The organism is Melioribacter sp., assembly GCF_049325435.1.
Lineage (GTDB): Bacteria > Bacteroidota > Ignavibacteria > Ignavibacteriales > Melioribacteraceae > Melioribacter > Melioribacter roseus.
Genome location: NZ_JBMOLD010000002.1, coordinates 1 through 22,160 on the forward strand (window position 1 = coordinate 1; position 22,160 = coordinate 22,160).

Annotated in this window: 22 protein-coding genes; 19 read left to right on the forward strand and 3 right to left on the reverse strand. The window is 40.4% G+C overall.

Annotated elements, in window-relative coordinates:
* Nucleotides 1-124: 124 nt before the first annotated feature.
* Nucleotides 125-328, reverse strand: coding sequence for a hypothetical protein (locus ACOYVE_RS01580; RefSeq protein WP_422880618.1), 204 nt, complete (start codon nucleotides 326-328; stop codon nucleotides 125-127).
* 495 nt (nucleotides 329-823) lie between these two features.
* Here ACOYVE_RS01580 and ACOYVE_RS01585 point away from each other — a divergent pair, with 495 nt between their 5' ends.
* From ACOYVE_RS01585 to ACOYVE_RS01645, 13 genes are all read left to right on the forward strand, one after another.
* Nucleotides 824-1,828 (forward strand): hypothetical protein, encoded by a 1,005-nt coding sequence (locus ACOYVE_RS01585; RefSeq protein WP_014855623.1) that lies wholly within the window; start codon nucleotides 824-826, stop codon nucleotides 1,826-1,828.
* Between the two features lie 250 nt (nucleotides 1,829-2,078).
* Nucleotides 2,079-3,098: a hypothetical protein gene (locus ACOYVE_RS01590; RefSeq protein WP_014855622.1), complete on the forward strand. Its 1,020-nt coding sequence runs from the start codon at nucleotides 2,079-2,081 to the stop codon at nucleotides 3,096-3,098.
* A 439-nt stretch (nucleotides 3,099-3,537) separates the two neighbouring features.
* Nucleotides 3,538-4,680: an aminopeptidase C gene (locus tag ACOYVE_RS01595; protein WP_014855621.1), complete on the forward strand. Its 1,143-nt coding sequence runs from the start codon at nucleotides 3,538-3,540 to the stop codon at nucleotides 4,678-4,680.
* Between the two features lie 116 nt (nucleotides 4,681-4,796).
* On the forward strand, nucleotides 4,797-5,465 hold the full coding sequence (locus tag ACOYVE_RS01600) for a TetR/AcrR family transcriptional regulator (RefSeq protein ID WP_014855620.1): 669 nt from the start codon (nucleotides 4,797-4,799) through the stop codon (nucleotides 5,463-5,465).
* Nucleotides 5,413-6,375: an HlyD family secretion protein gene (locus tag ACOYVE_RS01605; RefSeq protein WP_014855619.1), complete on the forward strand. Its 963-nt coding sequence runs from the start codon at nucleotides 5,413-5,415 to the stop codon at nucleotides 6,373-6,375. Before ACOYVE_RS01600 ends, ACOYVE_RS01605 begins: the two co-directional genes overlap by 53 nt.
* Nucleotides 6,376-7,287, forward strand: coding sequence for an ABC transporter ATP-binding protein (locus tag ACOYVE_RS01610; protein ID WP_014855618.1), 912 nt, complete (start codon nucleotides 6,376-6,378; stop codon nucleotides 7,285-7,287). It begins immediately after the preceding gene.
* 5 nt (nucleotides 7,288-7,292) lie between these two features.
* The gene (locus tag ACOYVE_RS01615; RefSeq protein WP_014855617.1) at nucleotides 7,293-8,237 is read left to right on the forward strand and encodes an ABC transporter ATP-binding protein; all 945 of its coding nucleotides are present in this window, start codon (nucleotides 7,293-7,295) and stop codon (nucleotides 8,235-8,237) included.
* Nucleotides 8,221-9,363: an ABC transporter permease gene (locus ACOYVE_RS01620; RefSeq protein ID WP_014855616.1), complete on the forward strand. Its 1,143-nt coding sequence runs from the start codon at nucleotides 8,221-8,223 to the stop codon at nucleotides 9,361-9,363. Before ACOYVE_RS01615 ends, ACOYVE_RS01620 begins: the two co-directional genes overlap by 17 nt.
* On the forward strand, nucleotides 9,360-10,502 hold the full coding sequence (locus ACOYVE_RS01625) for an ABC transporter permease (RefSeq protein ID WP_014855615.1): 1,143 nt from the start codon (nucleotides 9,360-9,362) through the stop codon (nucleotides 10,500-10,502). Before ACOYVE_RS01620 ends, ACOYVE_RS01625 begins: the two co-directional genes overlap by 4 nt.
* Before the next feature lie 116 nt (nucleotides 10,503-10,618).
* Complete coding sequence (locus ACOYVE_RS01630; RefSeq protein ID WP_014855614.1) at nucleotides 10,619-11,587, forward strand: DNA cytosine methyltransferase; 969 nt, start codon at nucleotides 10,619-10,621, stop codon at nucleotides 11,585-11,587.
* A 3-nt stretch (nucleotides 11,588-11,590) separates the two neighbouring features.
* On the forward strand, nucleotides 11,591-12,340 hold the full coding sequence (locus tag ACOYVE_RS01635) for a hypothetical protein (RefSeq protein ID WP_014855613.1): 750 nt from the start codon (nucleotides 11,591-11,593) through the stop codon (nucleotides 12,338-12,340).
* On the forward strand, nucleotides 12,333-12,749 hold the full coding sequence (locus ACOYVE_RS01640; RefSeq protein WP_041355860.1) for a very short patch repair endonuclease: 417 nt from the start codon (nucleotides 12,333-12,335) through the stop codon (nucleotides 12,747-12,749). Before ACOYVE_RS01635 ends, ACOYVE_RS01640 begins: the two co-directional genes overlap by 8 nt.
* A gap of 126 nt (nucleotides 12,750-12,875) precedes the next feature.
* Nucleotides 12,876-13,916 (forward strand): TolB family protein, encoded by a 1,041-nt coding sequence (locus ACOYVE_RS01645; RefSeq protein WP_014855611.1) that lies wholly within the window; start codon nucleotides 12,876-12,878, stop codon nucleotides 13,914-13,916.
* Between the two features lie 3 nt (nucleotides 13,917-13,919).
* On the opposite strand, the gene ACOYVE_RS01650 is transcribed toward ACOYVE_RS01645, so the two are convergent.
* Nucleotides 13,920-14,489 carry a DUF1579 domain-containing protein gene (locus tag ACOYVE_RS01650; protein WP_014855610.1) on the reverse strand — a complete coding sequence of 190 codons (570 nt, stop codon included), beginning with the start codon at nucleotides 14,487-14,489 and terminating at the stop codon, nucleotides 13,920-13,922.
* A gap of 140 nt (nucleotides 14,490-14,629) precedes the next feature.
* On the opposite strand from ACOYVE_RS01650, the gene ACOYVE_RS01655 reads away from it, so the two are divergent.
* Nucleotides 14,630-15,076, forward strand: a complete 447-nt coding sequence (locus ACOYVE_RS01655) for a hypothetical protein (RefSeq protein ID WP_014855609.1) — start codon at nucleotides 14,630-14,632, stop codon at nucleotides 15,074-15,076.
* A gap of 2 nt (nucleotides 15,077-15,078) precedes the next feature.
* Entirely contained in the window at nucleotides 15,079-16,311 is a 1,233-nt protein-coding gene (locus tag ACOYVE_RS01660; RefSeq protein ID WP_014855608.1) for a hypothetical protein, read from the forward strand.
* On the opposite strand, the gene alr is transcribed toward ACOYVE_RS01660, so the two are convergent.
* A complete protein-coding gene (alr, locus tag ACOYVE_RS01665) occupies nucleotides 16,308-17,450 on the reverse strand; it encodes an alanine racemase (RefSeq protein ID WP_422880619.1) in 1,143 nt (380 codons plus the stop codon). The genes ACOYVE_RS01660 and alr overlap by 4 nt on opposite strands.
* A 79-nt stretch (nucleotides 17,451-17,529) precedes the next feature.
* Between alr and ACOYVE_RS01670 the strand changes: the two genes are divergently transcribed.
* Genes ACOYVE_RS01670 through ACOYVE_RS01685 form a run of 4 tightly spaced genes read left to right on the forward strand, consistent with a single transcriptional unit; the run spans nucleotide 17,530 to nucleotide 22,123 of the window.
* Nucleotides 17,530-18,147, forward strand: coding sequence for a hypothetical protein (locus ACOYVE_RS01670; RefSeq protein WP_422880620.1), 618 nt, complete (start codon nucleotides 17,530-17,532; stop codon nucleotides 18,145-18,147).
* A gap of 2 nt (nucleotides 18,148-18,149) precedes the next feature.
* Nucleotides 18,150-18,806 (forward strand): RluA family pseudouridine synthase, encoded by a 657-nt coding sequence (locus ACOYVE_RS01675; protein WP_014855605.1) that lies wholly within the window; start codon nucleotides 18,150-18,152, stop codon nucleotides 18,804-18,806.
* Between the two features lie 54 nt (nucleotides 18,807-18,860).
* A complete protein-coding gene (locus tag ACOYVE_RS01680) occupies nucleotides 18,861-20,054 on the forward strand; it encodes a PP2C family protein-serine/threonine phosphatase (protein WP_422880621.1) in 1,194 nt (397 codons plus the stop codon).
* A 5-nt stretch (nucleotides 20,055-20,059) separates the two neighbouring features.
* Nucleotides 20,060-22,123, forward strand: a complete 2,064-nt coding sequence (locus tag ACOYVE_RS01685) for a chloride channel protein (protein WP_422880622.1) — start codon at nucleotides 20,060-20,062, stop codon at nucleotides 22,121-22,123.
* Nucleotides 22,124-22,160 lie beyond the last annotated feature (37 nt).

Below are 22,160 nucleotides of genomic sequence, written 5' to 3' on the forward strand. Positions count from 1 at the left end.
GACTGCCGATAGCTTAAACTCTTTGTCGTAGGTTCTTCTTGTTTGTCCCATCTTAGTGTTCTCCTATATTTGTTTTAATTTAAATATAGTTGCTTTTCTGTCTGTCTACAAGATGGGGGCAAGATCAGGTTGATTCAACTGCTGCAAGGATATTTGAGGCGGGATACTTGGCCAAAAAGCCAGATAGAATTTTGTATAACTTATTGTGTCCGTCAAAGGTATCATCAAGCTGAAAATTATCTTCAACAACTTTTTTATTTTCGTCAAGGATAATAAAATCAGCATATCCTTTGCTGACATCAATACCGAGATAAAAGTTTTGTTGCATAAAAGACCCTTGAATTTAATTGTGTTACAGAAATTTCAGGTAACATCAGTCTTGTAAAATACGGCTTCATTTGAGCCAAGTTATTCCTCGACTTTTACCTGAACGGAAGGAAAAAACTTAGCGACGGGCTCAAAGCCCAAGGCGCAAACCTTCTCTTCCGTCAAGGAAATAAACTTATTCATTATTTCAAAGAACTTTTTATACTTTTAACATACAAGGACGGAAAGGTCACAGTCTTTCCGAATCCGCCAACACTAATGAAGATAATATGACGCGCTGTCTTTCTGAACCCGCCAACGGCGGGTGAAGAATCTCGATGAATAATATTTTTCCCCGCCTTCAGAACCGAAGCGCCGGATAAGATACAGACAAAATGACGAAGAATAAAAAAGCATTAAATTTAAACGAGAGAGTTGATTTTTTTTTTCTAATTGTTACTATCTTGTCAAAGTAAAATTAATTAGTTTAATACGAGGGTAAAACGGGGGCAATCCGATGAAAAACCTGATAAAATCATTTCTTATTGTAGTAATACTACTTGTAAATTCCTGCAGAGAAGGAATAACCGAACCCGAACCGGGAAGAAGGGATTATGTATGGGAAAGAGATACTTTGCGCTCAGATGAATTCGGATTCCAATTACTGAGCAGCATATGGGCATCTTCGCCAAATGATGTATGGGTTGTAGGAGATGCTGCCGCACAAGCCAATAAAGTATGGCGATACGATGGGATAAAATGGAGAAATTACCATTTTGAAAAATTCATAACGCCTATTAGTATACACGGCATTTCAGGCAGCGAAGTATGGATGGTAACAACACTAAGCGAAATATGGAAGTGGAACGGATTTGAGTGGAAGAAGGATACTACAATAATACCTGAGGGATATCAAAGAATATTATTTGAAGATATCTACGGATATAAAAATGATATATATGCTGTAGGAATTGCCGAGAAAACGAACGGAGACTACACGGGTGTTATAGTTCATTACGACGGAAAGAAATGGAAGATTTTAAGTACCCCGAAAATAAAAGAATATTTTGTCAGGGTATTATTTTTAGAAAAGGGGGATATACTAATAACAGCTTATACATTTAATGACCCGCTTGAACCAGCCTGGTTGTATAAATATGAAAATGAGGAAATTACCTTAATAAGCAAAAACAAAATTGATTATTCTTTAGGAATATTGGGTAATAAATTGTATGTAAACACAGATAGAAAAGTATATGAATATACAGGCGGCGAATTAATATTATTGAAGATAGATTTATCGAATACTAATTATGCAGGTAGATTGATAGGTCGTTCTATAAATGATTTTTTCACAGAAAATAGTAATTGGAATTTAGGTCATTATAATGGTAAAAATATTGTCGATTTGTATCCAATCAATGGAAGTTTAATGGATGGCATAATCTTCGAAAAGGATGTTTTTTTTGTTTGTTATACTTTAGATAATATAAATTACATATTACATGGTAAACTAAAATAGGAGGTGAGATCAATAAAATTTATTTTCGAACTGTCTTTCTGAACCCGCCAACGGCGGGTGAAGAATCTCAATGAATAATATTTTTCCCCGCCTTCAGAACCGATGCGCCGGATAAACTGCAGACCAAATGACGAAGTATAAAAAAAGCATTAAATTTAAATGAGAGAGTTGATTTTTTTTTTCTAATTGTTATTATCTTGTCAAAGTAAAATTAATTAGTTTAATACGAGAGTAAAACGGGGGCAATCCGATGAAAAACCTGATAAAATCATTTCTTATTGTAGTAATACTACTTGTAAATTCCTGCGGAGAAGGAATAACTGAACCCGAAGCGGGAAGACGGGATTATGTATGGGAGGTGGATGAAATTAATCCGGGTTATGAATCATTATACCTGGGAAGAATCTGGGGAAGTTCTCCGAATGATGTTTGGGCGGTAGGATCAAGCAGCTGGTCTGCAACAAGTATATGGCATTATGATGGAATTAAATGGGAAACCGATTCGATTCCAAGGGCAGTTGATCCTACTGCCATATGGGGATTATCAAAGAACGAAGTTTGGTTGGGTAATTATGATTACAATAATAACATTTGGAGATATAACGGATCAAAATGGTCGTTATTTGGAAGTTATATATTAGATGGTTATGATATACTTTGTATTAACTATTTTGATGGAACGTCATCGAACAATATTTATGGCGTAGGTTTTGTAGAGTTATATGGAAAAAGTAAGTGGAAAGCTATTATAATGCATTATAATGGAACGAATTGGAGGTTTGTAGATATACCAGAATCAAAAGCGAGCTTTGAATCCGTTGCGATAGTTCCTGGTAGCGATATATTAGTAGTGGGTGGAACAATATATGATCCCAAAGGATTTATAGCAAAAGTATACTGTTGGGATGGTAAAGAATTAAAGGAAATATTTTCATCATTGGGGGGATGGACATTTGTAGTAAGACTCGGCAATGAAATATTTATTTCCCATTCTTCGCAAATTTATAAGTATTCCGATAAGAGATTAACGCTTTGGATGGATAATCGTGGTAAAGGAATAAACGGTAATATAATTTGCGGGAGAAGCAGAAATGATTTTTTTATAGGAGGTGATGAGGGGATATATCATTATAATGGAAAAGAATTTTATAATATATATAATACAGAATTAGTAGTACGTCGAGGGTATATATTTGAAAAAGATGTGTTTTTTATCGGCTTAGATTATGTAAATGGTAAAAATTATATAATACACGGCAAACTAAAATAGGAAGGGAGATCAATAAAATTTATTTTCACGCTGTCTTTCCGGGCCAGACGGAATCTGACAAAGAATCCCTTCCTTTTCTGTCTTAATGAACATAGTTCTAAGATTTTTCGTCATCCCGCCAGGGGAGGGATTCTTCAAAATGTCCGGATCATTTTTTAGTTTTTGTGACTCTGCGAATAAAGAAGGACATATCTCTCCTTTCTGTGTGCTTAATGCGACTAAAAGCATGTTTCCTTTTTCATAAATAACCCGGGCTTAAAACCGGGGCACAAAATATATATTAACTAAAAACTCCGTAACTTCCGCACCAAGAACCTGCCTGCCGTGTATTACTTCAGTACGAATTTTGTAGATCGGTAATAAAAAAATCCTCGTTAATAATTACATTTCTCGTTATTTTAAAAAGTAAATCAAATTCGTTAATTAATACGGGATTGCTATGAACTGCAGAAAACTTTTACAAATAATTTTTATCGTCGCAGTTATTCCGTTTGTCGCCGCGGCGCAGAAAAAAGACAAAGACGAAAAACGCTTTGAAATGATTTATAAAGTGGAAACAACGCCGGTAAAAAATCAGGCTAAAACCGGCACATGCTGGTCGTTTGCCACAACGTCGTTTATCGAAACCGAATTAATAAGAATGGGCAAGGGCTCGCATATCCTTTCGCCAATGTGGAACGTAAGATTTACTTATCCCTTAAAAGCCGAAAATTATATCAGATACAACGGGCTGACAAATTTCGGAATGGGTGGACAGGCGCACGACGTAATGAACGTGATCCGGCGCCATGGGATGGTTCCCGAAGAAGTTTATTCGGGTTTGAAAGAGGGCGAGAAAGAACATAATCACGCCGAAATGGACGCAGTGCTTAAATCGATTGTGAGTACGGTAGTTAAGAAAAAAGGCGGCAAGATAACTCCTGCCTGGAAGCAGTTGGTAGAAACTACGCTCGATATCTATCTGGGAGAGCCGCCTGCTGAATTTGAATACAACGGGAAAAAATATACTCCTTTGAGTTTCGTCGATTCGCTGGGGTTTAATCCCGACGATTATGTTGAATTGACGTCGTTTACCCATCATCCGTTCTACGGCAAGTTCGATCTCGAAATACCCGACAATTGGAGCAAGGATTTGTATTATAACGTTCCGATAGACGATTTGATGCGCATTATGGATTACGCGCTCGAAAACGGCTACTCGATTGCATGGGACGGCGACGTCAGCGAAAAAACTTTCGACAGGAAAAAAGGAATCGCCACTCTTCCAGTCGAAGAATCCGACAACGAAGATGAAGAGAACGATGAAGAAGAATTAATCGAAAAATCGGTTACCCAGGAAATGCGGCAGGAAACGTTCGACAATCAAACTACAACCGACGACCACTTGATGCATATAGTCGGACTCGCAAAAGACGAGAACGGAAATAAATACTACTACACAAAAAATTCGTGGGGGACCAAAGATAAAAAGTACGACGGTTACTGGTATATGTCGGAGGCATATACAAAATTAAAAGTAATTGCCATTATGGTTCATAAAGACGCAGTGCCGGATGACATCAGACCAAAATTAGGTTTTTGAATTTACCGGGAGCGGCAAAAAGCCGCTCTCTTTTATTTCGGCGGGAAACTATAGAAACTATTATTTGCATTTATAGTTTCCATCGATTATGTTTGTCGCAACCGAATAAAAGTTATATGAGCGAACGAGAAAGAATATTAAAAGCGGCTCAGGAGAAGTTTTTTCGCGAAGGCTTTAGCAAGGTCTCTATGGATATGATTGCCGCAGAACTCAAAATGAGTAAAAAAACAATTTACAAGTATTATCGTTCCAAAGACGCTCTTCTGCGCGCTTCCGTTCAAAATTTGAAAAAGAATGTCAAAAAGAATATCGGGAATATCTTAAAGGACGACCTCAGTTCAATAGAAAAAATAGCGCTTCTTGCCGACACTTTGAAATCCATGGCCGCAAACAGGATGAGCGCAAACTGGATAAACGACATTCGCGTATACAAACCGGAAATCTGGAAGGAAATAGAAGAGATGAGAACCAGGATAATTAATAAACATATTTACAGAGTCTTTATACAGGGAATTGAAGAAGGGTATATAGTCGACATTCCTCCGCAGATAATTTTAGCCGTCTTTTTGAGTTCCGTTAAATCCGTTATCAATCCCGACTTTATTCTGGAAAACAGTTTTTCGTTGAAAGAAGCCGTGGATTATACTTTTGGCGTTTTCCTGAACGGAATTCTTACGGATAAAGGTAAAGAAGTCTATAATAAAATAATTAAAAACAAACGGTCGGAAGAAAATGAAAAAGATTTTTATTCTTCTGTTGGCAGTCTTTTTATATGGCTGCAATGAAAACGGAAAAAACAGTATTGTCGAATCGGGTACCATCGAATCGACCGAAGCTCTGATAAGCTCGCAAGTTAGCGGGCGGATAATCGACTTATTAAAAGACGAAGGCGAGCGCGTCAAAAGAGGCGACACTCTCTGCATAATAGATACGACTTCCTACAAACTGCAATTGAATCAAGCCGAGGCGGCTTTGAAAATTGCGGAAGCTCAATTGTCATTGTTGAAAAACGGCGCTCGTAAAGAAGATATTAAACAAGCCGAAGAAGTTCTAAAACAGGCGGCAGCCAATTTTAATTCCGCCAAAACGGATTTCGAGAGAATCAAAAATTTATTTGACACCGGAGCCGTAAATAAAAAACAACTCGACGACGCCGAAACGCGATATCAAATTATGGCGGCTCAATACAACTCCGCCAAAGAAAATCTGACAAAACTCAAAAACATTACGAGACCCGAAGAAATTAAACAAGCCGAAGCGAATGTTGAGAAAGCAAGGGCGTCGGTTGATCTTTTGAAAAAGAGTCTGAACGACTGTTTTGTCGTTTCGCCGATTGACGGATTCGTAGTGAAAAAATTCATAGAAAAAGGCGAAACGGTAACGATGCTTTCGGCTCTCTTTAAGGTATCCGATTTGAGCAAAGTTAAAATGTCGGTTTATATACCGGAAACCGATCTGCCTAAAATTAAACTCGGGCAAAAAGTTGACGTGACGGTAGACGCTTATCCCGACAGAACATTCGAAGGCAGAATAATTTATATTTCTCCCGAGGCGGAATTTACGCCCAAAAACATTCAGACCAGAGACGAAAGAACAAAACTTGTGTTCGAAGTTAAAATCGAAATCCCGAATCCGGAGTTCGTTCTTAAAACTGGAATTCCCGCCGATGCGACAATTCAACTGGGTTCGTTTTGAATGAAAAATATTATTGAAATAAATAACTTACGTCGTAAATACGGCGAAATCGAAGCGCTCCGCGGAATTTCCTTGAGCGTAAATAAAGGAGAAATGTTCGGATTCGTTGGACCCGACGGCGCAGGTAAAACTACCGCTATTAGGATTATGTGCGGGCTTCTCAATCCCAACGAGGGAACAGTTCGGTTGTTCGAAGAGGATATTACCGAAAATAGAAATGCAATTCAAAAAAGGATCGGTTACCTTTCGCAAAAATTCAGTCTCTACGGCGACCTCACCGTCGACGAAAATATCGAATTCTTCGCCGAAATTCACAACGTATCGGATTACAAAAAAAGAAGGGACGAACTGCTCGAATTTACCAGATTGAAGCCTTTCAGAAAGCGACTTGCCGAAAAACTATCCGGCGGTATGAAACAGAAACTCGCTCTTGCATGCAGCTTGATTCATAAACCCGAAATATTGTTTCTCGACGAACCGACCACGGGAGTAGACCCGGTATCGAGGCGCGACTTCTGGAAAATACTCGCCGATTTGATCAAAGATAAAATTACCATTGTTATGGCGACGCCTTATCTGGACGAAGCGGAAAGATGCAGCCGGGTGGCGATGTTTAATAACGGCGAAATTATTGCATGCGACACTCCGGATAATATAAAAAGATCGATCGGTATGACGAGCCTGGAAATTGTATGCAAACCGATAAAAAACGCTTACGATTTATTACTTTCCGAAATAAACAACGACATCCAACTCTTCGGCGACAGAATTAACATATTGATACGAAATAAAGACGAAGTTGAAAGTATACTGAAAATATTGAATTCGGGAAATATCGAGGTCGCCGATAAAAGATTGACGGAGCCTTCGATCGAAAATGTGTTTATGTACTTGATTAAGCAACGGAAATAAGCGGGATGAGTTATAGTATAGTCGTAGAAAATTTAACGAAAAAATTCGGCGATTTTACAGCCGTAGACAACGTTTCCTTCAAAGTGGAAAAAGGGGAAATATTCGGGTTCCTTGGCGCCAACGGAGCGGGCAAGTCGACTACAATTCGAATGCTGTGCGGTTTGCTCGAGCCGACTACCGGCGATGCGGTAGTAGGCGGGTTCAGTATCGTCGAACAGCCCGATAAAGTGAAACAAAGTATCGGTTATATGTCTCAGCGCTTTTCATTGTATAACGATCTGACGATTGAAGAAAACATCGACTTTTTCGGCGGGGTATACGGACTGGAAGGAAAGCGGCTCGAAGAACGGAAAAAATGGGCTCTCGAAATTTCGGATCTTAAAGGAAAAGAAAATGTCCTTACCGGTGATTTACCGGGCGGCATTAAACAGCGCCTGGCTCTGGGCGTGGCGGTAATTCACAAACCCGAAATATTGTTTCTCGACGAACCGACCAGCGGCGTCGATCCGATTTCGAGAAGGAACTTCTGGGATTTGATTAACCGGTTTTCAGGCGAAGGCACCACCGTCCTGGTAACGACTCACTATCTGGAAGAAGCCGAATATTGCAACGATATTATTCTGATCAACGCCGGCAGATTGATCGCCGAAGGTAATCCTCAAAAACTCAAAACGGATTACCTCGACGGCAATGTTTTTGAGATCGAAACCGACGCCCCCGTCGAACTGATGGAAATACTGAAGAATGCGGAATTTGTAATCGACGTTTCTATATTCGGAAAAAAAATTCACGTAATTACGGAAAAACAATATCGAGATGCCGGGGCGATAGAAAAATACTGTAATCTGAAAGACGTTAAAGTCGACAGTATAACGCGAATTGTTCCCACTCTGGAAGACGTATTCATTCATTTACTGGAACGCGGAAGCAAACATGTTCAACAGAATTAAAGCCATAGCGATTAAGGAAACGCGGCAGCTGTTGCGCGACGTAAGGATGATGGGCGTGATTTTTCTTTTCCCTGTTTTCCTGCTCGTAGTATTCGGGTATGCCATTAATTTCGACGTGAAGCATATACAGTTGGCGGCGCTCGATAAAGACAATTCATCTGAAAGCAGAGAATTTATTAATTCTCTTTTGAGCACGGATTACTTCGATTTGGTAACGCATCTTAAATCGGACGCTGAAATCAAAGAGTATCTGGACAGAAAGAAAGCGCAGTGCATTGCGGTTATACCGCCGGATTTTTCAAAAAGGATTAACAGAAACGAAAGCGCTGAAATTCAGTTTCTTATCGACGGAGTCGACGGCAACACCGCGACGATAATTATGAATTATGTCAACGCCGCCTCTGCGGGATATTCCAATAAGCTCAATTATGAATTTCTTTCTTCGAGAGGAATTAAATTGTCCTCGCCAATTACGCTCGAGCCCCGTTTCTGGTTCAATCCAGATTTGAACTCTACGCGGTTTCTTATTCCGGGATTAATCGGAATGATATTGATAATAATTGCGGTCGTTACAATTTCGTTGTCGATTGTAAGGGAAAAAGAGCGCGGCACAATCGAACAATTGAACGTGTCTTCCATAAACATTCCCGAACTTTTAACGGGCAAAGCAATTCCATATATCGTAATTGCATTTATTAACGCCGGAGTAATATTGGCGGCGGGGTATCTGTTCTTTGGAATAGCGGTTAAAGGAAGCTATTTCTGGCTGCTGATCAGCACATTATTCTTTCTGTCGGCTTCAATCGGTATCGGAATTCTGGTCTCGGTCATAGCCGATTCGCTGCAGGTGGCTTTTCAGGTAGGAACGCTGATTTCGCTTCTTCCGTCGATGCTCTTATCGGGCTTTGTATTTCCGATCGAAAGCATGCCTTATGTTATTCGGGTCTTTTCCAATGTAACTCCGACTAAATTTTATATAGTTTGTCTTCGCTCTATACTTCTGAAGGGAGCGGGGATCGAAGTTTTCTGGGAACAGCTTTTATATATGGCGGTTTTCACGGTTATTGTTGTGATTGCCGCATCGAAAATATATTATAAAAAACAACTGAAGGAATTGAACGGTTGAACGGAAAAGGATTCGCTACGGTAATCCATTTTATAAAAAAAGAGTTCCAGCAACTTAAACGGGACCCGAAAATGTTTGCAATAGTGCTGGCAGCTCCGGTTCTGCAAACAATAATTCTGGGTTATGCCGCCACATTCGATGTGAATAATGTCGATTTTTATCTGCTCGACAGAGACAGGTCTTCCTCGAGCCGAAAATACGTGGAGAAAATCGTAAATTCCGGTTACTTCACCATGAAAGGAGCCGGCGAAAATTATGATGAGGTTGAAAACGCCATAATGAACGGAAATGCGGCGATGGGATTAATTATACCTCGCGATTTTGAAAAAGATATTGAAAACAATACGGGCGCTAAAGTTCAGGTTCTTCTCGACGGCTCGGACGGAAATAAAGGTTCTATAGCATTCGGGTATGTTCAGGCGATTACAGCCGATTATGCAAAAAACATTTTGCTGGGAAAAATCGAAAGGAACGGTATCAGATCGCCGTTAAAGTCGGTTAATGCAGAGACGAGAATCTGGTATAATCCGGAATTAAAAACGCGCGTGTTTATGGTGCCGGGAATTACCGCGTTGCTGCTTATGATTATTACAACCCTGCTTACTTCGCTTGCGATCGTAAAGGAAAAAGAATTCGGCACTCTGGAACAGTTGATTGTAACGCCGATTAAACCCTGGCAAATGATACTCGGAAAAATTTTACCGTTTACCATACTCGGATTTATAATGATACTGCTCGTCAATTCGGTTATGGTTTTTTGGTTCGGAATTCCGATAAGAGGCCGCGCGCTTTTTTTCCTGTTTGCGTCATTGCTCTTTATTCTTTCCACGTTGGGCATAGGACTTTTCATTTCTACAATTTCCAAAACGCAGCAGCAGGCAATGATGGTAACGGTTTTCGGGGTAATGATGCCGATGATTTATCTTTCGGGTTTTGTTTTTCCCATTGAAAATATGCCGAAGATAATTCAATATATCACATATATAATTCCCCTGAAATATTTTATTACTATTATACGCGGAGTTATCCTCAAAGGCATCGGCATTACCGAGCTGTGGCGGGAAACGTTGATACTGGCATCAATGGGAATTTCAATACTTTTTCTTGCATCCAAAAGATTCAACAAAAGGCTCGAATAAATTTGACATTATTGCGTCATAAATTAATATGTGGGCGCGCATTTTCAATTTAAATATATCGGGATATTTATTATATTGTTTCCTGAATAGATTCTCCAATTCGAGTTTAAAATACCATGGAAATAAAGTATATTGATTTATTTTGCGGCATAGGAGGGTTTAGGTACGCTGCCGAACAAGCCTTTAAGGAATATTCAATTAAACCGAAGTGCGTTTTTTCAAGCGATATAGATAAATACGCTCGCGAAGCATATTTTGCGAATTTTGGAGAGTATCCCGCCGGCGACATAACAAAGATTGATGAAAATGATATACCGGATCATGACGTTTTATTTGCGGGTTTCCCATGCCAACCATTCAGCATAATTGGACAAAAGAAAGGTTTTGAAGATACAAGAGGAACGTTGTTTTTTGATATAGCTAGAATTCTTTCGGCAAAAAGACCAAAAGCCTTTGTCCTTGAAAATGTAAAAATGTTGGTCGGACACGATAAAGGCAGAACGCTAAAAACTATTCTTAGAGTTCTTAGGGAGCTTGGATACTATGTCGACTATAAAGTATTAAATGCGCTAGATTATGGATTGCCTCAAAAAAGAGAGAGGGTAATAATTATTGGATATTATAAATTTATTTTATTTAGTTGGCCTCCGCCTTATCCTAAAAGACGGTCGCTCGAAGAAATTCTAGAGAAAAACGTCGATGAAAAATATTATGTGTCGGAAAGAATCAGAGAGAAAAGGTTAAATTCTCATAAGTCGGAATACAAAGTTTCTATATGGCACGAAAATAAGGCGGGTCATATAAGCTCTTATGATTATTCCTGCGCTTTAAGAGCGGGAGCCTCCCATAACTATTTGTTGGTAAATGGCGTTAGAAGACTAACTCCTCGTGAAATGCTCCGCTTACAGGGATTTCCTGAATCTTTCAAAATTGTTGTTTCTGAAGCGCAGACTCGTAAACAAGCGGGAAATGCCGTGCCTGTAAATATGATAAAGGCCGTATTGGAAGCTTTTTTGCCCCATTGGATTGAGGATTTTGCTTACGAGGAGAGCAAACAAAAATCAGAAATTGCAATACAGGGATGAATAATGAGCGATAAATCTCCCCGTCTAAGAACAGTAAATAAAGTAAAGCCCCCATATCCATTGAATAAATTTCCAAAAGATTTTGGTCGTAAACTAGGCAAAGAAATAATATATTTATTAGCCACAAAGAAAGTCCAATCTTTGGAAGGAGAGGAATGGGAACAGATATTTGCAAAATGTATTGGAGCTGAATGGAGTCCTTCGAATGTAGGTTTAGACGACGTTATTCTTCATAGCTGCGCTTGGGGCGCGAAAACAATTTATTCTAACAATCCTGAAAACCAAAAAACAGCAAGATTAATATCGGGAAGAAACTCTCCTGCGTACTCGTTCGGAGATTCGAAAATTACTAATGTTCCCCCGGATCCTCTCGGCGCAAAAATACTCGACATATGGAATGAAAGAGTATCGGCGGTGAGAGAAAAATTTAAGCATTTGCGCACTGTCGTCTTAATGAAATCTAAAAGCTTCGATGTTTTTTCGGTTTTTGAATTTGAGACAATTAGATATGAGAATGAAAAATATTATTGGAAATGGAATAAACGCGGAAACTTAGAAGGTTTTAACAAGAAAGATAACTCCCATCGTTTTACCTGGCAGCCTCACGGCTCGCAATTTACTATAATTGAAGATGTGCCTTCGAAAAGATTAATTTTAAGAATAAAAAAACCTCCCTTTATCGATTCGGATAGTTTATTAAACGCAATTGGATTTCAAGACGATTGGATAACGATCATTAATAAAAATGACTGACACTTTTTCAAAAGCAAAACGCTCTGAAATTATGCGCTCTGTTAAATCCAAAGGCAATAAGTCCACAGAGCAAAAACTTATTGAAATATTTAAGAAAAACAAGTTAAAGGGATGGCGAAGAAATTATCCATTATATGGCAAACCCGACATCGTGTTTCCTAGACTAAGAGTCGTTGTATTCGCCGACGGCTGCTTCTGGCATGGGCATAATTGTAGAAATACAAAACCGTCTGATAACGCCGAATACTGGAAAAAGAAAATTGAAAGAAATAAAAAGAGAGACAGACTTGTAACAAAAACGCTCAGAAGTAAAGGTTGGAAAGTTGTTAGATTGTGGGAATGTGAAATAAATAAAAATAAATTTTTGAGAAAAATTAATAGTATTAAAGAAGCAAAAAAAAATATTTAGCTCCGCAATAAAAAAGCGACTCGTAATAATATATTTTGTAACATTAACGTTAAAACCGTCGAAAAATTGTAATATTATAACGGCGAATTAAGTAGAGTAAGTTTGAATCCATTAACCGGAGATTAAATGAAAAAGACAGGCTATTTGTTATTGATGGTTTCACTGATTGCGGTTGTTTCCTGCAATAAAGAAAATCCGTTTGAACCCGATATCGAAGTAATAAAAAAATATGAAGTTGTTTTTGTCTCGGACAGAAACAGCGGCGGCGAAACGAGTCTGGAATTGGGCGCCAAAACCGAACTGTTTAGCGCGGGACTCGACAGCATTTCGCAAAAACGATTGACCTTTAATCAAACCTGGGATTTCGATCCGGTTTATTCGCCGGACGGCTCTAAAATTGCATTTACGGCTTACAGCAGCGAGTCAAACTCGAATATAATTTTATACGACATTGCCGCGAAAACTCAAAAAATATTGAGCGAAGGTCGCGAACCCGTTTATTCGAGGGACGGCAGTAAAATTGCGTTCCTTGACGGAGAAAGTATCGGGATTGTTAACAGTGACGGCTCAAACAAAGTTATATTGGATTTGCCGGAAGGAAAACCGCGCTCGGTTAATTTTTCGCCCGACGGCGCCCGCCTGATCTTTGTTCTGCAGAACGGCAACGCTTCCGAAATTTATTCCGTCAATATTAACGGCTCGGATTTGAATAAAATTACGGAGACAGAAGACTACGAAGTATATTGTAATTATTCGCCCGACGGATCCCGCGTTGTTTCCGTCGCTTATACAAATACGGTTGCGCAAATTTTCATAATGAATTCGGACGGGTCGAACAGAATTCGTTTGACAAATACCGAGGAATGGAACAACAAACCGCTATTTACGCCCGACGGCGGCGAAATTATTTTTGTAAGCAACAGAAACGGCAGATCCGAAATTTTCGTGATGAATTCCGACGGAAGCAATCAAAGACAGCTTGTAAGCTTTTCGGATTTTGCCGACGACCCTGTTATTTCTTCCGACGGTAAAATTGTAGCCGTTACGGTAGACAACGGATTTAAGAAGAATCTCTGGTTTTATAACAGAGAAACCGGACAACTCAACGAGATGCCCGGTTTCAATGCGAATAATTTTTCTCCGAACTTCAAACCGGTATCGGATTGAGAATCATTTTATTCTTGTGTAATCCATTTCGAACATCAATACTTCGGAGCCGTCGGGCATAACGCTGTACATTTCGAATTTATGATTGTTCTCGTCGATTATTTTTGTTACGGATTTGATTTTGGAATCCTCTCCCGAAGCCGGGTCGACTGTAGTTCCGTAATATGTGAGAGTTTTTGTATCCTGATCGAGGTTGCCCTTGAGCACGGTCACGCCGGTTCCCATATTGTCGATCCAGACGCTGATAAACTCTTTCTTGGCGTTGTCATAAGCGTCGATACCCATGCCTTCCATCGGTATTCCCATCATGTCGCTTTTAAAAGTCGATTTCAGGTATCTGCCGCCCATAATCATTTCGAATTTTGCCGTGCCTTCGCTTTTCATTTCCTGTCCGCCCTGACCTTTCATTGTCATTACGGTTTTCCAGTCGCCCGCCATTTTCGACAACATTTCGTGCATCGGACCCGGAGTCATATATTTCATCCAGGCTTCCATAGCCGCCGGGTCGTCCTGACCGTAAGAAATTCCCGATAAGAATACGATTATTGATAGAAACGAAATAATTTTTTTCATAGTATTTCCTTTCGATGTTTTTAAATGATTAATAACTTAGTCAATATATCGCTCAAAAAAAAGAAAAATAGTAGGCGTAGTATTCAATTTGAAATATAAATTGCGTATGTTATCAGCGGTTCAAAAAAGGGATTTTAGTGATGATTAAGAAGATATTTATTGCGCTTGTATTATCGGCGGCTCTTTCCTCTTGCACGGTATTAATGCTAAAGCCGGCGGATTTTTCCTGGCCGGTTGAGTCGGTTCTTAATGTGGACGAAAAGGGTTATGTGTACGAAAAACGCTATACGTTTTCAGTCAATGTAAATCCTCTCTTCTTTGAAGAAACCGGCGATTCGTCGAATACCGCCAATAAGCAGGTGAGGATTATACGGGATTCCGAAGGATACTATTATATTACTTCGCAGGGATTCAAACACGTGTATTTGTTTCTGCCGGCTGAGAGCGGAATGAAGTTATACAAAAAAATAAATATTTACGCAGATAAATTTCTTGAAAATCCGGCGATGAATCAGCGTTCGCCTTACGTCGAATTGATCGACGGACAAAACAAATTTTTGATGAACAAAACCGGTATTGTGAGGTAAAGATGAAAAGATTAATGATAGTCTTTATGTTGCTGACGGCGCTCTACAATAATTACTTTTGCCAGTCGGATTATGAAATAGTCCTGTCGTTCAAGGAAAAGTACGGACAATTGACGGATGAAATAAAAAAAGCCGGGTCGCTCGAGGCTTGCAATTCAATTTATGAACGGGCGCTGGAATTACGGGAGGAATATTTAAAACACAAGTCTTTGCTCGACGACTCGCTGTATCCGGAAAATTTCGAGTCGTCTTTAGAAAAACTTTTTAGCGCAATTTCGCTCCGTCAAAATGAATTCAGCCAAATTACCGAACTGAAAACGGAAATTGCAAACCTGAAAACCGAACTGACCGAATTGAATGAAAGGAATAAAGATTTGATTGCGAAAATAGACGCGCTCCGGCGTCAGGCGGATAAAGACGCCGCAACTATTGCCGCTCTCAATAATCTGATTGCCCAATTGAAAAGCAATCTCGAAAAAAGAGACCTGCTGATACGCGATATTATCGATTCGCTTGTTCTGGACCTTGCCAAAACTCCCGCCGCTTTGAACGAAGCCGAGAAAGCGGGCTACAGGTTAAAAATAGAAAATGCCGAATTGTTCTTTAATATAGAGAGAACTTTGACGGATAATATTCATTTTATGAGAATTACCGAACTAAAACCCGAAGACCTTGCTGAAATTAAAAAACAACAGACCGAGTTTGGTAAATTGTGGAGAAGAATATCGCCTAAACTGAGCGAGATTTATCTGGACAAGAAAGAAAAAGAAGAGCAACTGGCGAATATCAATAATCTTTTTTACGAATGGAAAAGCAGAGTCGACAAGGAAATCTGGAACTCGATTTACGTAGAATTCAGATCGAAAGAATTGCCGCTTCTTCCGTTCAATAACGGCGAGGAATTTGTATACAGCGTCAAATCGTTCGTGGAAGACGAACTAAAGAATATGGAAGTAAAAGGCAAAGACAAATCGTATGAGGTTTTTAAGACCTTTACCGATTCTGTCTATTACGATAAAGTGCTGCCGGAGTGGATTCCCGTGTTGATCGAAAACAACATGATGACCGAGGCGGATAAAGACACAATCGAAGCGCAACTGGTTGGCTGGAAAAATAAATTGGGACCCGAAGAAGAATTCAAATGGTACTACTGGGTTTTGATTTTGCTGGCGGCTGGAATAGCGGGATATTTAATATACCATAGCAGGCGCAAAACATACGGCTTGAATAATTAATCGATGTAAATTCTCGGCACGCGCGTGTTTATGTTGGTCAGTATTTCATACGGAATTGTTTCCGCCCAGCGGGCAAGGTCTTCAACAGTTATTTCGCTCTTGCCCTGTTTGCCTATTAATATAACTTCGTCTCCGTTGTACGCCGAATCGCAATCGATGTTAACCACAATTTGATCCATCGATATCGTTCCGATGACGGGGTATTTTTTTTCGTTAATTATTACGCGGGCTTTCCCCGACATTCTTCTCATATAACCGTCGCCGTATCCGACGGGAACCGTCACCGCGCGTACGTCCTTTTCCCCGATCCATTTTGAGCCGTAGCCGACGGGATGACCCGCTTTAATAACCTTAAAATAGATTACGAGAGATTTCCAGGTCAAGGCGGGTTTAACTTCGATTGTTCTTTTGATTTCCTGCGAAGGATAGACGCCGTAGAGCATTATACCGGGTCTGACCATATCCAGATTTGCCTCCGGCAATTGGAGAATTCCGCCCGAATTGGATATATGCCGAATTACAGGAGCGTAGTCGAGTCGTTCGAAATAATCGAGAGACTGCATAAATCTGTCGAATTGTAATTTCGTGTAATCGGTATTGCAAATGTCCGCATTGGCAAAATGCGAATAAATACCTTCTATCCCGATGTTCTTCAGTTTTACCGCTTCGTCGAAGAATTTGGGCGCATTGTAATAATGAACGCCGATGCGTTCCATGCCCGTGTCGATTTTCAAATGCACTTTCGCAATTGTGTTTTGCTTGCGGGCTTCGCTGTCTATCTGACGCGCTTTATCGATAGAAGAAGCCGTCATGGTAAGATTGTATTTGAGAAAAGTAGGTATCTGGTTTCCCCAGATGCCGCCGAGTACGAGTATCGGCGTCTTAATTCCCTGCTGACGAAGCAGAATTCCTTCTTCCAGAAATGCGACTCCGAGGTAATCTGCCCCTTCTTTTTCGAGTGTCTGCGCAATTTTGATTAAGCCGTGCCCGTAAGCGTTGGCTTTTAATATCGGCATTACTTTCGAAGGTTTGACCGCTTCCTTTATTCTGCGGAAATTTTCTTTTATTATTTTCAGATCGACAACCAAATGCGTCGGTCTTATTACGTCGTCCAGACTGATAACGGGGTGGTTTTCCATTATAAATTGTTTTTATTTGTAAGGTAAAAATAAGATTTCTTGTATAAAGAAAGTAACTCAAAAAGGCGAGGAAGGAAACATGGAAATACCAATGACGGAATTGATCGGCTATGTCGCTTCGGTGTTGGTAGCCGTATCGTTGATGATGAGTTCGATTGTAAAGCTCAGGATTATCAATTTTATCGGCTCGGTAATTTTTACGATTTACGGCATAATAATAAACGCTTATCCGGTGGCTCTGGTAAACGGATTTATTGCAATCGTCAACATCTACTATCTAGCTGAAATATTTTCCCGAAAAGAATACTTTGACATTCTCGAAGTAAAACACGATTCCGATTTTCTCGGATACTTTTTGAAATTTCACGAAAAGGAAATAAAGAAATATATCCCGACTTTTTCGTTCGATCCTCAACCGGACTGGACGATTATTTTCGTATTGCGAAATTCCGTTCCCGCGGGATTGGTGTGCGCGGAATACCTCCCGGGCGACGCTCTTTTGGTTAAACTGGATTATGTTATTCCGGGTTATCGCGACTTCAAAGTGGGCAGGTTCGTTTTTCAAAATTACTTCAAAAAGAAAAACATAAAGAGAATTATTAGCGAACCGGGCAACAAAGCTCATCAAAAGTATTTGAAAAAAATGGGGTTCGTTGAAACAACGGAAGGTAAATACGAACTAATTATGCAGGATTGACATTGGAGATTAAGATACTTTACGAAGATGAAAATCTGATTGCGGTCAATAAGCCGGAAGGTATAGCCGCAATTCCGGAAAACGATAAAACTGTTGCGAGTCTGTATAATTTATTGTCGGAGAAATATTCGAAGAAGATTTATATAGTTCATCGGCTCGACAAAGAGGTGAGCGGCGTAATGCTCTTTGCGTTCAACGGCGAAACCCATAGAGAATTGAGTCTTCTTTTTGAAAGCAGGAACGTTCATAAAACTTACAAAGCGCTCGTTATCGGCAAGCCCGAGTATGAAGAGGGAATCATAAACAATCCGCTGCGTCAATTCGGATCGGGTCGAATGGGCGTCGACGAAAAAAAAGGCAAACCGTCGGAAACCTATTATGAAGTATTAAATTATTACGACGTCCACACTCTCGTTAAATTGAATCCTCTTACTGGCAGACGGCATCAGCTGAGGGTTCACATGTATTCGATCGGATGTCCCATAGCGGGCGATTTGAAATACGGCAATCGCGAAATTCAAAAAAAGTATCCACGTCTTATGCTGCATGCCGAATCGATAAGTTTTGAATATGGAGGAAGAACTTTTAAGCTGAGAGCGGAAGCGCCCGATTCGTTTAGTCAAGTTCTTGAAAATATTAACGATAATTTTATTCTGTAAGCCTACATCATTTCTCTCGTTTTGCTAAATTTACAAGTCAAATAGAGGATAATTATGATAGACCCGAAAATATTTTACCGAAAGCTCGATTCTCTGCTGGCAAAAATAGGCACCGAAAAATCGGGCGAGGATTTTCTTTTTACAATCGCGCAGGAGCTCGAAAAGACTTTCGGGGAAGATTTACACATTTGTAACGGTCGCATCTATGTGGAGCAGGACGATAAGTTCGTGCTCGTATCTCCCAAAGACAACAAGAAAAATTATTTAACCGAAATTCCCGCCGACTCCGAGCCAATGCAAGCTCTGCTTAAATCGAAAACTTATATTTTCGACGATCCGAATTTTACGATCGATTCGTCGGTTTTGCTGAAAAAAGATTACAGAATACCGGCGGCTATAAGCGTCAAAAGTCCGGACAGCAGATGGATATTCGTCTTCGAATTAAAAAGCGGTTGGATACGCGAGGAAATCGAATTTTGTTTTAACGCCGTAAGAACAGTTCTGAATTATCGACTTACTTCCGAAGCCGTCAAAGACGAAATGGAGCAAGCGGTTCAAATTCAGCAGAGTTTGCTGCCCGTTAACATACCCGAAGTGGAAGGACTTCAAATTGCCGCAAGGTCGATTCCCGCCGAGTTGGTAGGCGGCGACTTTTACGATTTTTTCGATTTCGACGACGACGTGTTCGGCGTTTGCGTCGGCGACGCGAGCGGACACGGACTGCCGGCAGCTCTCCTCGTGCGCGACGTTGTTACGGGTTTGAGAATGGGTCTCGAAAAACATCTGAAAATGGTTTATACTTTCAAGAAACTTAATAACGTGATTTACAGGAGCGTCTATTCGACGAGTTTCGTTTCGCTCGTTTACGCAGAAATAGAAAAAAACGGAAATATTCTTTATGTGAATGCGGGACATCCCTCGCCTCTTATTTATGACGGTCGGGAATTCAGGGAAATGCCGTCGACCGGCCTGGTCTTCGGCGCATTGCCCGAAATTCAACTTCAACGAGGCTATGCTTACCTTAAACCGAACGACCTGATGGTGCTTTACAGCGACGGAATTATCGAAAGAAAAAACGGCAAACAAAACGACTTCGACGTTACCGGTCTTAAAAAAATTATTGAGCAACATTACGATAAAACACCGGAACAAATAATCGAAATAATTTTTGACACGCTATACGTATACGGCGGAAAAAATGATTGGGAAGACGACGCTACGGTTGTCGTAATAAGAAGAACGGCTTAAGGCTGATGAGAAAACATTACGAAGTTCTGAAAGAAAATTTAAAGGTATTCAACACAAAGAAAATTCTCGACTACGATTACACAAGTTATGTGGTTTATTCGGTAATTATGGGAGTCGTAGTCGGATTTGCAACTGTAGTATTTCACGAGTCGATCGACTTCTTTAACGAACTCTTTTTCAAACAGACGGCTAACGGTCTCTATTTTTTGGGAGCTGCGGCTGTAATAGCCTTGCCGGCGATAGGCATGTTTATTCAAAGTTTAATGATTTACGGAGCTCCCGATATTGCAAAGAATCGCGGCGTAGTCGAAGTTATTAAAGCCGTTGCAACCAAAGGCTACCGGATACCCTTGCGAAATACGATTTTTCATTTTATTGCTCCGGTTATAAGTATCGGTTCGGGCAACACTGTAGGCCCCGAAGGACCGGCGGCACAATTGGGCGGCGGATTGGCGAATAAACTTGCATATTTATTCGGTCTTTCCGAAACAAAGAAAAAAGTTTTGACCGCGGCAGGCGCCGGCGCTGCTATCGCCGCTATCTTTAACACTCCGATGGGCGGCATATTCTTTGCGCTGGAAATCGTGTTGTTAAATGAATTCTCCACGTCGACGTTTCCAGCTTTGATATTATCTTCTGTAACTTCGAGCGCCGTCTCACGCGCTTTCCTCGGAAATAAATCGATTTTCCATTTTCACACACCTCAGGTTGGGGATTATCTCAATCTGTATTATTATGCCATACTCGGAATAATTGCCGGACTGCTCTCCCTCTTTTTTATAAGATATTCAAATTCGCTTGACAGTATTATCAATAAAAAGATTTTGAAAAAAGTCCCGCGCTGGGCGCTGATGACTTTTGTCGGACTTGTTATGGGAGTTGCGGGCTATTTCTACAAAGATATCTTCGGAATCGGCTATAACGGCATCAATCATATTTTATCGAATTCGCTCGCCTGGCAGGTGGTGGCCGTTTTGTTGATATTGAAATTTTTACTTGTGCCGATGGTTTTGAACTCCGGCGGTTTCGGAGGAATTTTTGCCCCGTCGTTGTTTATGGGCGCCTGCCTGGGATTCCTCTACGGCACGGGACTGAATTATCTGCTCGGTTATCAGTTCGACACTACGGCGTTTGTATTGGTTGGAATGGGCGCGGTGCTCGGCGGAGTGAATTTCATCCCCATTTCTTCGATACTTATCATTTTCGAAATGACTAAAGACTACTCGTTCATTCTGCCTTTGATGCTCGCTGTTGTCGCAAGCACGATGATAGTTCAGATAGTATTGAAAAAATCGATACACGAGCATCATCTCGAAAAGCAAGGTTATAGAGTCTCCGCCAAAGGCGAAATTAATTTGCTTAAATCGCTGACGGCAAAACAAGTAATGAAAAGCGATATCGTATTGGTAAAGGATGATACGCCTCTGCCGGAAATAGTGAAACATCTTATTGAAAGCTCTCATAATACTTTCTATATGATCGATGAAGACGGAAAAATTACGGGCACAATTACGGAAGCCGAATTGAGACCGATAATTACGGAATACGAACATCTGAGAAACGTTCTTGTGGCAAGGGATGTGGCGTCTTCGTCTGTTACGTTAATACGCGAAGACGAAACGCTCGATTCCGTACTGAAAAAATTCGAGGCAAAAGACGCCGATGAATTCCCCGTGGTCAGCAATTCGGACGGGAATAAAATTCTCGGAACTATAAGCCGTCACGACGTTATTGCCGCTTATAACAAAGAAAGTCTTAAAACCGATATAGTAGAAGGCTTGTCGCACGAGCTTTTGACGGTATCGAAAATTAAGAAAACTCAGGTCTTTGAAGGATATTCCATACTGGAAAAAACGGCTCCTCCCGAATTTGTGGGCAAATCGCTCACCGATCTTAAAATTAGAAGCCGTTACGGACTGGAAGTGCTCGTGGTTAAGAAAACGAAGTCTCCTTTTGACGAAAATGATAAGGACGTCGTCGTGCCCGATCCGAATTATGTTATACGGGAAGGCGACGAATTGATTTTATTCGGACGGGACGATAAAATTGAAGAAGCTCTCCAATGGTAAAATTTATTCTGAACTATTTACTTGGAATTCGGCGTCT